At 60.4% G+C, this 14,550-nt stretch carries 7 protein-coding genes and 2 pseudogenes; 5 read left to right on the forward strand and 4 right to left on the reverse strand.

From position 1 onward, the window contains the following. Nucleotides 1–133 precede the first annotated feature (133 nt). A pseudogene (locus XI04_RS03740) lies at nt 134–884 on the forward strand (IS701 family transposase); the annotation flags it as partial. 1,169 nt (nt 885–2,053) lie between these two features. Here XI04_RS03740 and XI04_RS03750 read toward each other — a convergent pair. The 3 genes from XI04_RS03750 to XI04_RS03760 are packed head-to-tail and all read right to left on the reverse strand — an operon-like array spanning nt 2,054 to nt 5,260. Next, the gene (locus XI04_RS03750; RefSeq protein WP_271623481.1) at nt 2,054–2,809 is read right to left on the reverse strand and encodes an SDR family NAD(P)-dependent oxidoreductase; all 756 of its coding nucleotides are present in this window, start codon (nt 2,807–2,809) and stop codon (nt 2,054–2,056) included. Beyond that, complete coding sequence (locus XI04_RS03755) at nt 2,806–3,861, reverse strand: ABC transporter substrate-binding protein (RefSeq protein ID WP_271623482.1); 1,056 nt, start codon at nt 3,859–3,861, stop codon at nt 2,806–2,808. The genes XI04_RS03750 and XI04_RS03755 overlap by 4 nt, the downstream gene beginning before the upstream one ends. Next, complete coding sequence (locus tag XI04_RS03760) at nt 3,851–5,260, reverse strand: MmgE/PrpD family protein (protein WP_271623483.1); 1,410 nt, start codon at nt 5,258–5,260, stop codon at nt 3,851–3,853. The genes XI04_RS03755 and XI04_RS03760 overlap by 11 nt, the downstream gene beginning before the upstream one ends. Before the next feature lie 1,691 nt (nt 5,261–6,951). Between XI04_RS03760 and XI04_RS03765 the strand changes: the two genes are divergently transcribed. The 4 genes and pseudogenes from XI04_RS03765 to XI04_RS03780 form a co-directional block, all read left to right on the forward strand. Continuing rightward, nucleotides 6,952–8,304, forward strand: a complete 1,353-nt coding sequence (locus XI04_RS03765) for an aspartate aminotransferase family protein (protein ID WP_271623484.1) — start codon at nt 6,952–6,954, stop codon at nt 8,302–8,304. A 111-nt stretch (nt 8,305–8,415) separates the two neighbouring features. Beyond that, the gene (locus XI04_RS03770; protein ID WP_271623485.1) at nt 8,416–9,360 is read left to right on the forward strand and encodes a Bug family tripartite tricarboxylate transporter substrate binding protein; all 945 of its coding nucleotides are present in this window, start codon (nt 8,416–8,418) and stop codon (nt 9,358–9,360) included. Nucleotides 9,361–9,368: 8 nt separating this feature from the next. After that, a complete protein-coding gene (locus XI04_RS03775) occupies nt 9,369–10,415 on the forward strand; it encodes a phosphotriesterase family protein (RefSeq protein WP_271623486.1) in 1,047 nt (348 codons plus the stop codon). Between the two features lie 150 nt (nt 10,416–10,565). Continuing rightward, nucleotides 10,566–11,214, forward strand: a pseudogene (locus XI04_RS03780) (hypothetical protein); the annotation flags it as partial. 521 nt (nt 11,215–11,735) lie between these two features. Here XI04_RS03780 and XI04_RS03785 read toward each other — a convergent pair. Next, entirely contained in the window at nt 11,736–13,832 is a 2,097-nt protein-coding gene (locus XI04_RS03785; protein WP_271623487.1) for a 3-hydroxyacyl-CoA dehydrogenase NAD-binding domain-containing protein, read from the reverse strand. Nucleotides 13,833–14,550: the final 718 nt, after the last annotated feature.

Genomic DNA, 14,550 nt, shown 5'->3' on the forward strand with positions numbered 1-14,550 from the left:
CGATTGCACATCGCCAGAGGAGGCACCGCATGACCGGCAGGATGCAATTCCAGGCGCGTTGATTAATCTAGCGTTATTGTTGCTTTTTTTATTGAAGGTTCTGAATCCATAGGTGACCATGATTCGGGATCTGATGATTGGCGCTTCGGCTGAAGATACGCTGACGCTTTGGGCTTTGTCGTTGCTAGAGGCCAAGCAATGCACCCGTCCGCTGTTTACGCAGGAGCGGGTCGGGGCCTCGGCGGGGCAATTTCTCGACGGACTGTTGGGCAACGAACAGCGCGAGACGGGTTGGATGGGGCGGAAGCGGCCGGCGATACAGACCCGTGGCGCCAGCAGGCGATGCTGGGTCGGGGGCAGTGGGATGCCGACGCGTTACGCGACATTGTGCGTGAGTACGCGCCGGAAACGCTCGGCGATGAGGACGCGGTTCTGGTCGTCGATGAGGCCGGGTTCTTGAAACAGGGCAAGACCTCGTGCGGGGTCGCACGCCAGTGCGCTGGCTCGGCGGGCTAGATCACCAACTGCCAGATCGGAGTGTTCGCTTCCTATGTGTCGCGGCATGGCCATGCCTTTATCGATCGCGCGCTCTATCCCCCGAAGGAATGGACGGAGGAACCCGCTCGCCTCAAAGCCGCGCATGTACCAAGCGATGTGGACTTTGCGACGAAGCCCCAAGAATCACGCGTCGCATGATTGCTGGCGCGATCGCCGCCTAGGTGCCGTTCTCCTTCGTGGCGGCGGACAGCGTGTATGGCGCGGGCGAGATCGAAACCCTGCTGCGGGAGGCGGGCAAGGGCTATGTTCTGGGCGTTGCTTCCAATCACGTGTTTTTTCCTGGGGCAAGCAGCAGCCTGTCGCTGGCGCCGCCTCCGCGATCGCACAGCCTAAAATTGTTCGCAGGGCATCAAATAGCTTGCGAAGGAGAACTGGCGTTCGCGCTTCTCGCTATTTGACGCATCAAGCAACAGAAGGAAAAGAATGCAGTGGCACTTGACAGCGAGGTCGTCACCCCGATCGTGAGCCAATCCACCTGAGCACCTACGAGCGGCTCAGGCATGTCATCGTGGCGGTCTCCTTTTACCCACCGCGAAGCTGACGGTCAGGTCTGCAGTGGCTGGGCTTGGCGTGAGCACAACGCCAGCACGCGATGCGATTAACAGGCTGATGATCGAAGGCGCACTCATCGATGAGGGCCTCAAGACGGTCACACTAACATTCGTTACCGAGAACGCTTTGACGAGAACACCGCGATTCGGCTCGCGCTAGAGGATTGAGCTCCGAGCGCTCGGTTCTGAAACATCACGCGTTCCGACATCGCCCCCCTTCAGCAGTACAGAAAGCGATCAATGCGCAACCAAGGCGACTATCGCGAAGTGTCCTGCGGGTCGATCGCGAGTTCCGCTTCCTACTACCAACGCTCCGGCTAGACGTGTCTCGTCGGGCTGATCGAATCGCTCTAGCTTCGAGTGGGTCCATTGCTGCACTACCTTTATCCCGGCTAGGCGCAAAATCGGCGCGGCGTTTCGAACCAACAATATGGCCGCCATCGAGGGCTTTTAAGAACGGCACGAAGGTGTGCCGCGAAGGAGCAAGATGTTCGCGAGGGCTAAGGACCGTCGAAAGCCTTTCGCGCTAACTTGAGAGATTCTCGAAATTCCCATGCTCCCAATCCTGCACGCCTCCTTCAGAGCTGGCATCGGTAATGTAAAAGCTTTGACATAGTGGAAGCGCCTGACGACGCGTTTGGCGGCACCCGTCTTCGGCTTCGTAATACCGTGTGCCCATTGCTGCTTCTATCCCACGGGGAGGACTGCGCCACGCCTCCTTTGCGGAGAAACCGACGATAAAACCGCTGGCTTATCGTGCGTTCGAACTGTCCCCGTGCGAACTCCACTACCTTGTAGAGTCAACGCCTTTATGGCGCGGGCCACAGAAGCGACGCCATGGCCGTTCCAAACAGATCTGCCCTGTTCATCATCTCTTCCTACTCCGATCGCCAGAGGGGCGCTCCTTCCTTGGTGTGGCGAATGCCGACCGGGAACGAACTTCTTTAGCCCGGCTTGCCTCCGCCGACGCGTAGATAGGCGCCGGCGACGTAGCTAGCCTGATTGGATAGAAGCCATGCGATCGCCTCTCCGATCTCCTCGGGTTCAGCGACGCGGCCGATTGGAATCTCGGCCGCGGCAGCTTCGAGCACAGCGGCATCGGGCATCTCAGTGCGGGTCGCGCCGGGGCTCACCGTGTTGACGCGGATGCCTTCGCCCGCGAGCTCCTGGGCTAGACCGAGGGTCAGGCAGTTCAGTGCGGCCTTCGAGACCGCATAGTGGATCTCGACATTGGGAGCGCCGCTTGTGGACAGCCCAGATGAGACGTTGACGATGGCGCCCCCCTGTCCGCCGCTCTGCAACGACATACGCGGGATTGCTTCGCGGATGCAGGCCATCGCGCCGAAGAGGTTGACGTCGAAGACCCGCCGGACGACCGCATCGGGAACGTCGACGTAACGTCCTCGCATGCCTACGAGGCCCGCGCAGTTCACTAGTCCGCGCAGCCTGCCCAGCTCGGCGTCGCAGCGAGCGAACAGTTCCACGACGGCGCCTGCATCGGTGACGTCTGCTTTGATAGCGGTCGCCCGTCCGCCTGACGCAACGATCCCTGCAACGAGGGCATGGGCCGCGTCGTCGGCAGCGACATAGTTCACCGCGACCGCCCAGCCGCGCTGCGCAAGCAAACGGGAGGCGGCCGCGCCAATCCCCCTGCTGCCTCCGGTCACGATTGCAACCGCGCGGCCTGCATCCGCGGTCATTTGCTGAGCAGATCCATCACGCGGCGGGAGATCATCTCCTGATTATCGGCGATCCACTTCGCGTCCAACTCGATGGTTTTGCTCCAATTCTCCGGGTTGGTCGGCATCGAGCCCCACTCCGCTTCGCTAAGATATTCACGGACTGCCGCGCTGGGAGTCGCAACTCCGACGTCCTCAGTGAATGCCGCATGTTCCTTGGGGTTGTGCAGAAAGAATTCGAGAAAGCGATAGGCGGCATCGCGGTTCGGCGTATCGCGCACGATGCCCCAGTACGTGATATTCTGAATCGACTGCTCATAGGAAAGCCGCAGCGGCACGCCTTGCGCTATAGATGGCACGACGCGGCTGACCCAAAGCAAGCCCATGACTGCGTCACCATCGCGCAACGCAGCCTGGCTCTGCTCGCCCGTGCTCCACCAAACAGAGACATGTGGTTTAATCTCCTCCAGCTTGCGGAGGGCACGCTCGACGTCCAGTGGGAACAACTCTTTCTGCGGAACACCGTCGGCGAGCAGGGCGACGATCAGCAACCACGGATGGGCTGAGGGTGTGCTCGGCAGGGTTCGCGGACCTGGAAAGGTCTTTAGATCCCAGAAATCGGACCAATTCTTTGGCTCCTTCCCCTTGAAATGCGTCGTGTTCCAGGTCAGCACCCCCGCTCCGATGCTTCGCAACACGCCATGCGGAGTGCAGGTGTTGGGCAGTTGGATCTCCTTTGCGACGGGTATCCGGGCGCACTCGATCGGCTCGAGCAGTTCTTGATAGCGACTAATCAAATCCTCAGGAAAGGCGGTCACCACATCCCATTCGATGATTCGGGCCTGCCGCATGGCCGCGAGGCGCGCCCACTGCGACCCGAGGCTTGCGCCGACTGGCGCGATACGGATTGCGGTTCGGATCGTGAAAGGCTGATAGAAGTGTCGCTCCAGAGCTCGCTCAAAGGTCCCGCCGCTGGTGACAACGACCAAAGGCCGCTGCTGCGCCAGGCTGCCGGCGCCAAACACCATCAGAGGCGCCGCGACGATTGCCGCAAGCCTCAGACTACCGTTCATCGGACCGCCCCTCTTTAGCGCGGTTGCTCTCGCGCCGGCTAGGCTGCGCCAGCGCGGCAATCTCACGCGCGCTTGTTGTCTCGATATCCAACACAGCATGAAGGAGCCGCTCGGACTGAGGGCCGCCAAGACTTGGCTCCACCAACACATGGAACTTGCGCGCGATCTCATCAGGCCCGAAAGGCGGCCCCCCCGGCGCTCCGCCCGGAATCTCTGCATAACCTTCGCGAACGGATCCATCTGTCAGCATAACCTTCAACCTGAACGGCAGCAGCGACCGCCCGAAGAAAGCGTCGTCCGCACCCGACAGGAGCGAAAGAGAAACCTTCGCCGCCAGCCGCCGCGCTTGCGGCTCTTCAAGCGCGCTTTCGACCAGACCCTCGGCAGAGGACCGCCCCAACAGCTCGAGCGCGATCAGCAGGGGAAGATGAAACTGCGCTTCGATGATTGTATCCGGCCACTTCCCGGCGAAGTCGCGCACGATTTCCCCAAAAGTTGCGACCTCGATGCGAGCAACTTTTGCCGCTTCAATCGGCTGTTCGGCCGTCAGTGCGCGAAGGACATCCAGCGCCGGATGCACCCAGCGACAGCAGCCGTAGGGCTTGCAGCCGACCTGCATCAGTCGGAACTCGGAGCCCAGTGCTCGAGTCATTTCAGCGCTATCATACTGGTCCGATCCCGCCATACGCCAGAAGCCGGTCTCGCCATCGAAGATGTCGCGGCTTCCGGCAAAGCCGCGCGCGGCGAGCGACCCGGCCGTAACCGCGCCCATGGTTGCCCAACTGTAATTGTTCTTCAGCCACGGCATCGGGCGGCCGTGAAACTTCCGCAGGAAGGGCACCGGCGCGTGCTGCGCCGTGAGGCCGAAGACATCGCGCGTTGCTGCGGGCGACAGACGATGAAGGCGCGCGACCGCGCTGGCCGCACCATAGATCTGCCAAGTGGCGAGGCCGAGAACAGCGGCGGCGCGCTCCGGCGAGGGCCGGATTGCAGTCCCCAATCGCAACGACATCTCGTAACCTGCGATGATCGCCACCAGCAGTTCGCTGCCAGGCCGATCGAGCTCTTCGGCTACCGCGATCGCACCAGGGATCACCGACGTTCCCGGATGGCCCAATCTGACCAGGGAATCGTCGAAGCTCAGCAGTGTCGCCGAGTAGGCGTTGACGGCGGCCGCCTGCGGAGCAGGGAGACGCGTCGATCGGCCGAGCACCGCTGCCGTAGGCCTGCCGCCATGCCTTTCTTGATACTCGAGGAAGCTCGCCGCTATGCCCGTCTGGCCACCGGCGACGGCGCAGGCGACATTGTCCGCAACAAGCCATTTCGCCCACGCTATGACGTCTGAGGGCAGGTCCTCGTACCTGATCCTTGATACATAGTCTGCAACCTGTGCCGTCACACAGCTTTCCGTTACAGGCGTCGCACCGGGGTGGGACGCGTCATCCAGGAGGCCAATCGCCCTCACCCGTCCAGCAGCTCCTGAAGTCGGGATTTCGGTCGGTAGATGATGCTGCTGTATCAAGGGCAGTCTCCATGCTGATCCAAGAGGCTTCGTTGGCGGGGATAGCATCGGCACGCTCGCAGCCCCTTTACCGCTGCTGCTCCGGGGCCGGACCAGGTTAGCTAACATGCTGGGCGCAAATCGACGGCGATACTCCTGATGCCCATCTATCGTGACCATCCATTAAGCTTCTCATCTCCTCCCCGGTGGTCCAGAAAAGCCAATCGTCGTCCACAATATCCTCCGCCACAAGCCGTAGTACTGACCCACTAGGTTCAGCGTGCGGTACATCGTAGACGCGTTTATCTATCGACCAGCGCCCGGCAAGTCCGCACCGAAGGTCAGGAGCCCACACAGCGAGGGACACGCCTGCCATTATTCTCGCCACAATTTTCATTATGCCTTGCCCTCTGAAATCTGATCGCACCCAAATTTCTCCGCTGATAAACTCCCTTTCCGGTGATCCGCCATGCGCTTGGTGCCTTGCAGATGCTGCGATCCTGAGGATGTGCATGTTTGGCTGAGTCTGCATAAAAGAATTCAGGGATTGGAGATGTTCGGCAAGGTTGCTCTGCGAGAGGTCATATAGTCGCGCCGCCTCAATAAGAATGACCTCATTATTCTTGTCTAGACCCACCAGCCAGTATTCCTCGCCTGCCTTGATCGGCAATTGGGTATGTCTTTCCTTTCGTTGGAGTAGCCTCTCTTATCGAGACATACTCATGAAAGTCGAATCCTACCGAAAGATTGATGCCCTGAATTGCTGCCTCGTCGTGCGACTGAATGAACCGTGAGACGTGCAAGGGGTTGACCAAGCCTTTCATCGCTATACCAGTTTGATGTCCGCGTGTGACGTACGGTAGGTCACAATAGCTGATTGGGGAGCGTCGGGAGACTACCTACTCTGGGGGGCGAAGTTTGCGATCTGCGTCCTGGCCTCTCCAACACAGGCCGCAGCATCTCTTCGAGCCGCCCCACAGTGCGTACAAACGGGTTCGGCGGATGCAGGAACCCGCACTCCCAACATCAGGTCTGCCAGAAACACACCCTGGCACTCTGCGCGAATGAGCGAGCGAGCATCCTTCGGCGGGCAGGATCGATTTGCATAGTGTGGATCACTATGCCCGCGTGTTATTTCCCGAAAGGCTGACGAAGCGCAGCTGCTCCAATTTGGATAATCCACCTCGATTGGTTCCGCTAGCTCAGTGTCTGGAGTTGCAGACACTCGAGCGCCATACCCGGCACTACTACCGGGGCCGTCCCGTTCGGTAGGTAGATGTGGCTCATTTTGAGAATTTCGATGCTTCAGAGACCCGCCCTTTGACACCCCAACCGCTCCCAGGGTTTTCGAGAGGAATTGGCAAGGAGAGGCAAGACTGGTTCCTCTCCGCAAGGGAGTTGGTGAGCCACAACACAACTAATGATCGCGCAACCATAGAATCGTATTGTCTTTCCCTGAGTGCATGAAAGTATCGCGTTCAAGCAATCAGTGCATAATTTCGGCCCTGTAAGAACCTACATTCGAAGAATTCGGCTTCGCGCGCCGAATAGAATTATAAAGCTCCTGGACGGCCGGAAAAGGAACAGCGATGAATGTTGTCGAGACCCTGAGCGTCAATTCGGCCTTCGATGAGGCCCTTAGCGGTGCCATCGGCGCCTATGTGGCGCGCAATCCCAACAGCGCGAAGCAGCATGCGTCCGCGTGCGAGGCCATGCCCGGCGGTAACACCCGCACTGTGTTGTTCTATGAGCCGTTCCCGTTGACGATCCGTTGCGGGAGGGGCTGCGAAGTGTCCGACGTCGACGGCCATCGCTATCTCGATTTTATGGGCGAGTACACGGCGGGCCTTGCCGGGCATTCCAATGCGATTATCGGCGCGGCAGTCAAGCAGGCGCTTGACAACGGACTGAGCCTATCGGGCCACACGCGCGTGGAAGCGGAGTTTGCTGCGATCATTGCAAGGCGCTTTCCGGCGATGGAGCTGCTGCGTTTCACCAATTCCGGCACTGAGGCAACGCTCCTAGCGTTGACGCTCGCGCGCGCCGCGACCGGCAAGAAGAAAGTGATGGCTTTTGATGGCGCTTATCATGGCTCCGTGTTCACTTTTAAAGCGGCGGTCAATCAGGTCAACGTACCCTTCGATTGGCTGCTTGCGCCCTACAACGACGCTGCCACGGCGGCAAAGCTGATCGCGCAGCATGCCGACGACATTGCCGCTGTGATCGTTGAACCGATGCAGGGCTCTGGCGGCTGCATTCCCGCCGAGCGAGATTTCCTCTTGACGCTACGCAAGGAGACCGAGAAAATCCGTGCGCTCCTTGTGTTCGATGAGGTAATGACCTCGCGTCTCGCGCCGGGCGGTCTGCAGACCCGCTACAGCATTCGTCCAGACCTGATGACGCTTGGCAAGTATGTGGCAGGCGGTCTGTCATTCGGCGCCTTCGGCGGCCGCGCCGATTTGATGCAGCGTTTCGATCCGCGCAGGGCGGGGGCGCTTGCCCATGCCGGCACCTTCAACAACAACGTACTTACCATGTCCGCCGGCGTTGCAATGATGACGAAAGTCGCCACGCAGCAGGCATTGGATCGCGTCAATGCGCGCGGCGAAGCGCTGCGTAACCGGCTGGAGTCGCTATGCCGGGAGCATCATGCCCCCCTGTGTCTCACCGGGATTGGTTCGATGTTCACCATCCATAGTGTTGCGGGACCGGTGAGATCGATTGCCGATACCACCGCGCAAGATCAGCGCATCAAGGAATTGATGTTCTTCGATCTTCTCGAGCAGGGAATCTATCTTGCCCGGCGCGGCATGGCGGCGCTTTCGCTCGAGATTGATGATGCCGCCTGCGAAGCGTTTACCGCCGCCTTCGACCAATTTCTCAGGCGGCGGAAAGTGCTATTTGCGGCAGACACGACCAGCCTACGTCCCGCTCGCAGCTGATCAGCGTCTCAACGGAGCGTAGCAATTTCTGGAAGAACGATGCGCTCGGGACGCACATTCAGGGGCAAATCCAATCCAAGCCGCCGCGCCGTACTCGCGGCTGGTGCCACAATGCTGTCGTCGCCGTTCATTGGCCGGGCGTCCGCCCAAGCACAATGGCCAACGCGGGTAGTCAAGGTGGTCGTGCCGTTCGCAGCGGGCGGTACAACCGATATCCTCGGCCGACTGATGGCGCAAAGGTTATCTGCGGAATACGGCCAGCAGTTCATCGTCGAGAACAAGGCAGGCGCCGGGGGCAATCTCGGCGCCGATTACGTCGCGAAGGCTGATCCGGATGGCTACACTCTCGTGATCGGTACGCCCGGTCCGCACGTCATCAACCAGTATATCTACAAGAACAAGCCGTTCGACGGTGCAAAGGACCTTGCGCCCGTCGTGGTGATTGCGCGCGTGCCGAACCTGATCTCGGTCAATCTCGATGTGAAGGCGAATACGCTGCAGGAGCTTATCGCGCTCGCGAAGGCCGAGCCGGGGAAGCTTTCTTACGCATCGCCGGGCACCGGCGGCACTGGCCACGTGGCGACCGAGCTTTTGAAGTCGATAGCCGGCATCGATTTGCAACACGTGCCGTATCGCGGCAGCGCGCCGGCGCTGACTGACGTGATCGGAGGCCGGGTCGAGATGTCGCTCGACAATCTTCCTGCGGCCCTGCCGTATGTGGAGGGTGGCAAGCTCCGCGCACTCGCCGTCACCACCGCAAAGCGCTGGCCGGAATTGCCAAACGTGCCGACTGTCGCCGAAGCCGGGGTTCCGGGATATGAGGCCTCGTCCTGGTTCACGATCGCAGCTCCTGTCAGGACGCGTGCAGACATAATCACCAAGCTAAACAGGAGCGCGAATACCTACCTGGCCGACAAGGACATGGTAGAGAGGATGCGAAAGCTTGGCGCCGATCCGGTCGGCGGCTCGCCAGAAGAGATGGCGACGTTGATTGCCGATGAGAACGTTAAATGGAAGAAGGCGATCGAGTTCGCTGGACTCAAGCCGGAGCAGTGAGGCTGCCAATGTCAAAGCTCGACAGACTGGCCCTGAAAGGTCGGGCGCAAACGGTGCTGGGGATCGTCGACCCCGCCGCCCTTGGACCCACTTTGATGCACGAGCACGTCATCTGCGATATCACGCCGCGGAAATATGTCGCGGCAGGCATCGACGACGTCGAGATCGAGCTTTGCAATTGTTGGCAAATCAATTACGGACAAAAGCGATCCGGCCTTAAAACCAAGCTCAATCAGCAAGATACTGCAGTAAACGAAATCCGGGAGATGGTCGCTGCAGGCGGACGTACAATCGTCGAGCTCACCTCGGGAGGTTTGAAACCGGATCCGGGCGGACTGGCGGATATCTCCCGGGCCAGCGGAGCTCAGATTGTGATGGGGTGCGGTCATTATGTTCACGACTTCCAGGACCAGCGGAATCACGCGCGAGGAGTTGAGGACTTCGCGTCTGAGATGATCTCGCAGGTTCTGGAAGGTGCGTGGGGAACTGACGTGCGCGCTGGAATCATCGGCGAGATCGGTTGTCAATCGCCGTGGACGAACCTTGAGCGGCGCGTGATGCAGGGCGCGATCCTTGCGCAGCGGGAAACCGGAGCTACGATCAATGTGCACCCCGGTCGTCATGAAGACCAGCCACAAGAGGTGGCGGAATTTTTCTTGAAGCAGGACGCTCCCATGGATCGCATGGTGATGAGCCACATTGACCGGACGATCTTCGACGAGGATCGACTGCTGCGCCTTGCCGATACGGGCTGCGTCATTGAGTTCGACCTGTTTGGCATGGAGCAGTCCTACTACAGTCACGCGGATATCGACATGCCGAACGATGCTGTACGCCTGCGCCTGATCCGGGCATTAATCCAGCGCGGGCATCTCGAGCAGATCGTTATCAGTCACGACATCTGCCACCGCACGCGTCTAACGCGTTTCGGCGGGCACGGCTATCAACACATCTTCGCCAATGTGATCCCGATGATGCGTCGCCGCGGCTATAGCGAGACGGAGATCGACACGATCATCGTCCGGACACCTAAGCGGCTTCTGACCTTCGTCTGATCAATTCTCGGGTCTCGTCACCGCAGTTCCGGAATGAGCGGCAGCATCCGAGCGCGTTCGCTGGTCGCATAGACTAGGCTGTGTGCACTCTTGGGATTCTCAGATCAGACGGAGCGTGATTCAAGGCTTTCTTTTAGGAGGAAGCCTTGGGTGTCTTTGGATCGGCTCGTCCTGAGCGACCCGCAATGGGACCGTATTTCCGGCTTGATCATGGGTCGGCCTGACCAGCGTGGTTCGACGGGCCGCAACAACCGGACGTTGGTCGAGGGCGTGTTATGGATCGTGCGAACCGGTTCGCCGTGGCGTGATCTGCCCGAAGCGTTCGGCGAATGGAACAGCGTCTTCCGACGCTTCAGCCGGTGGAGCGCCAAAGGGGGCTGGCTGCGCATGTTCGAAGCGCTCGCAGATGACCCGGACTTTGAATACCTGATCGTTGACTCCACCATCTGTCCGCGCCCACCAGCACGCCAGTGGCGGAAAAGGGGGGCTCAAAATCAGGCCATTGGGCGTTCGCGCGGCGGCCTGACGACAAAAATCCATATGGCTGTCCGTGGCTTGGGGTGCCCGGTCGGCTTCTTGCTCACGACAGGTCAAGCCGGCGATGCGCCTCGGGCCCAGCCGCTCATCGAGGGCTCCCAGCGAGGTCGCAATGGGTGGTGCGGCTCTATGCCGAGCGTCATCTCATCGAGTGCTGCTTCTCGAAATTGAAGCGGTTCAGGCGTGTCGCTACGCGCTACGAAAGACGGCGAGAAACTACTTCGCCGTCGTCGCTATCGCGGCAACTGTGCTCTGGTTAAAGCAACTGTCCAGGCAACCCAGGGCGGCCTGCGGGATCGGTAGGGGCTTCTCTTCTGGGCAAATTATGCCGAGGGCCGGTGATGGAGACCGATCTCGTGGCTAACTCCTTTCCCCGGACCGTTGCCTTTGCATTGTTGGGCCCGTGAAAGATGAGAGCATGGGTGGTAGCAGCGGTTCAGCGTGGCGCCTCAACAGCGGTTGAAATGATCAATGAATGGCCAAGCATGCGAACCGGGAGCGTAGGACGATAACCTTCGTCGGCGCGCTCAGGGCGACTGGCATGACTTGCGCCGATGGCTCCCGAGTTTACGGCCTATTCCATACTCCGACTGACTAGTGACTATGGTTCTAAGGTGACCGAAAAGGATGAAATCGGTCTCGATGCGATCGGTGTGGTGTCGGTGATCGCGCGATCAACAATCTGGGCGCCCGGTTTTTGCCTTGGGGATGTCATTAGAGCCTCAATATTCTCGCTTCGTCTCCTTGACGTGGCCCGCTAAGACATTAATGACAAATGCATCATCACGCCGCTTTCGACTCGGCCGCGAGCGAGGCGAACGTCTTGCCTTCCGCCGCGAGCTTCTTCAGCAGCGGGGCGGGCTCGAGGCTCGGATCGTTGGTCTCCTTGGCGTAGAAGGCCAGACGATCGGCGATGTGCTTGAGACCGACGCTGTCGGCCCAGAACATCGGGCCGCCGCGATAGATCGGCCAGCCGTAGCCGTAGAGCCAGACCACGTCGATGTCGCTGGGACGCGCCGCGATCCCCTCTTCGAGGATCTTCGCGCCCTCGTTGATCATCGGATACATCATGCGCTCGAGGATCTCCTCGTCGCTGACGACGCGCTTCTTGCGGCCGAGACGCAGCAAGGTCTCATCGATCAGCTTCTCGACATCGGGGTCAGGCAGCGGCGCGCGAGAACCCTGCTCGTACTTGTAGTAGCCCTTGCCGGTCTTCTGGCCGAAGCGACCGGCTTCGCAGAGCGCGTCCGCGATCTCCGACTTGATGCCGCGGTCCTTGCGCGAGCGCCAGCCGATATCGAGGCCGGCGAGATCGCTCATTGCGAACGGGCCCATTGGCATGCCGAATTTTGTCACCACCGCGTCGATCTGCTGCGGTAGCGCGCCTTCAAACAACAGCTTCTCCGACTGTTTACTGCGCTGAGCCAGCATGCGGTTGCCGACGAAGCCGTCGCAGACGCCGACCAAGGCCGGCACCTTCGCGATCTTGCGCGCGATCGTCACCGCAGTCACCAGCGCGTCCGGCGCGGTCTTGTCGGCGCGCACGATCTCGCACAGCTTCATGACGTTGGCCGGCGAGAAGAAGTGCATGCCGAGCACGTCCTGCGGACGCTTGGTCGACTTGGCGATCTCGTCGATGTTCAGATACGAGGTGTTGGAGGCGAGCACGGCGCCGGGCTTGGCATACTGGTCGAGCTTGCCGAACACCTCCTTCTTCACCGCCATGGTCTCGAACACGGCCTCGATGACGAGGTCGGCATCGCCGACATTCTCGATGCCGACGACGCCATTGATCAGCGCCATGCGCTTGGCGGGCGCATCGGCCGGGATGCCGCCGCGCGCGGCGGTCGCTTCCCAGTTCTTCTGCATGATGCCCATGCCGCGCTTGAGCTGCTCTTCGCCGGTCTCGATCAGCGTGACGGGCACGCCGGCATTGGCAAAGGACATCGCGATGCCGCCGCCCATGGTACCGGCGCCGAGAATGGCGACGCGGTTCACGGGCCGCGGCTTGGTGCCTTCAGGAACACCCGCGATCTTGTTGGCCTCGCGCTCGGCGAAGAAGGCGTAACGCTGCGCCTTGGACTGGTCGCTGGCGACGAGCTTGAGGAAGCCCTCGCGCTCCTTCTTCAGGCCCTCGTCGAAAGGTAGGTCAATGGCGTAGCCGACGGCATCGGCCGCGGCGAACGGCGCCTCCAGGCCGCGCGACTTCTTGGTCATGGCCGCGACCGCATTGGTGAAGATCGAGCGGTCGGCCTTGGCAGCTGCGAGCTTGGAATCGTCGTCGCGCAGACGGCGCAGCGGGCGCTTCTCCGCCAGCACCTTGCGCACGAAAGCCTCGCCGCCGGAGGCCGGGCCTTCGATGATCTCCTCGATCAAGCCGTTCTTCAGCGCCTCCGCCGCCCCGATCGGGTCGCCGCCGACGATCATCTTGACCGCGAGCTCTGGGCCTACCGTGCGGGGCAGGCGCTGGGTGCCGCCGGCACCGGGCAGAAGTCCGAGCTTGACTTCGGGCAGGCCGAGCTTGGCCTCTTTCACCGCGACGCGGAAATGGCAGGCCAGTGCGACCTCGAGCCCGCCGCCGAGCGCGGTACCGTGGATGGCGGCAACCACCGGCTTGGGAGAGTTTTCGATCTCGGACAGCACATCGTTGAGGGCGGGCGGCTTCGGCGGCTTGCCAAACTCGGTGATGTCGGCACCGGCAATGAAGGTGCGGCCGGCGCAGGTCAGCACGATGCCCTTGATGGCGGGATCGGCGATCGCGGCCTTGACGCATTCCAAAAGACCGCCGCGCACGGCGACGCCGAGCGCATTGACCGGAGGGTTATGGACTGTGATAAGACCAATCTGGTCATGACGCTCAAGCTTTACCACTTCACTCACGCTGCACTCCTGGGATAACCATCTGCCGGGTAGCGGACCAGTCTTTTCGCAACTTCAGCTCGAAGATCCAGCACAATAGCAGGGTATGGATATCGATTAATGCGATGACTCACAGGTTCACGCATAAATTCTGCGTAATCGCCTTTATCAAGCTGACTTGATCATCAGTCCGTCCGTGCTGGTCACCCGCTCAATGCGGCCTGCGTCCGTTCTAACAAAAGCCGCTCGATAGCTCTCTCTTAATGCGGACCGCGACAGCCTGCCTAATTCTGGATTGTTCGCCCGTTATCCAACCCTCGTTGCAGGCTCGTGATGCCGGCACGTAGACATTCACCAGCGCTGAGCGTCAGCATCAGGATAGCTCGGCCGAATCCGTGATCACGCTGTTGATCACTGAAGCTGAATTTGGATATCCGAATGGGATAGCAGATGATGAGCCCTTGCGAGGTCGAGATCTTTTGCTTCGTTAGCATACGTTTGAGCAAATCCATCGAGCCGGTCAAACATATTAATGGCTCATAATTCTGGATAAGAACGAGCATATTCGCCCGAACACGACCATGCAGTCGCTAGTGCGGCTAAGTCCGCGCAGGGCGTCGCGCAGACGAGTGCCTTCGATACCTTTTCCAGCCCGACGCCATGCCAGGCCCATTTTGAGGATCGCGCATCTGTGCCGTCACGTCCGGTGAGGGCCGCGGGATGATCGCGTGGCGCGGTG

The sequence above is a fragment of the Bradyrhizobium sp. CCBAU 11430 genome (genome assembly GCF_028128855.1).
GTDB lineage: Bacteria > Pseudomonadota > Alphaproteobacteria > Rhizobiales > Xanthobacteraceae > Bradyrhizobium > Bradyrhizobium ottawaense.

Bases quoted from the DNA above. Each gene is read 5' to 3' on its own strand.
- XI04_RS03750 (WP_271623481.1), bottom strand. From the start codon at position 2,809: ATGACCGCGGATGCAGGCCGCGCGGTTGCAATCGTGACCGGAGGCAGC.
- XI04_RS03765 (WP_271623484.1), top strand. From the start codon at position 6,952: ATGAATGTTGTCGAGACCCTGAGCGTCAATTCGGCCTTCGATGAGGCC.
- XI04_RS03770 (WP_271623485.1), top strand. From the start codon at position 8,416: ATGCTGTCGTCGCCGTTCATTGGCCGGGCGTCCGCCCAAGCACAATGG.
- XI04_RS03775 (WP_271623486.1), top strand. From the start codon at position 9,369: ATGTCAAAGCTCGACAGACTGGCCCTGAAAGGTCGGGCGCAAACGGTG.
- XI04_RS03755 (WP_271623482.1), bottom strand. From the start codon at position 3,861: ATGAACGGTAGTCTGAGGCTTGCGGCAATCGTCGCGGCGCCTCTGATG.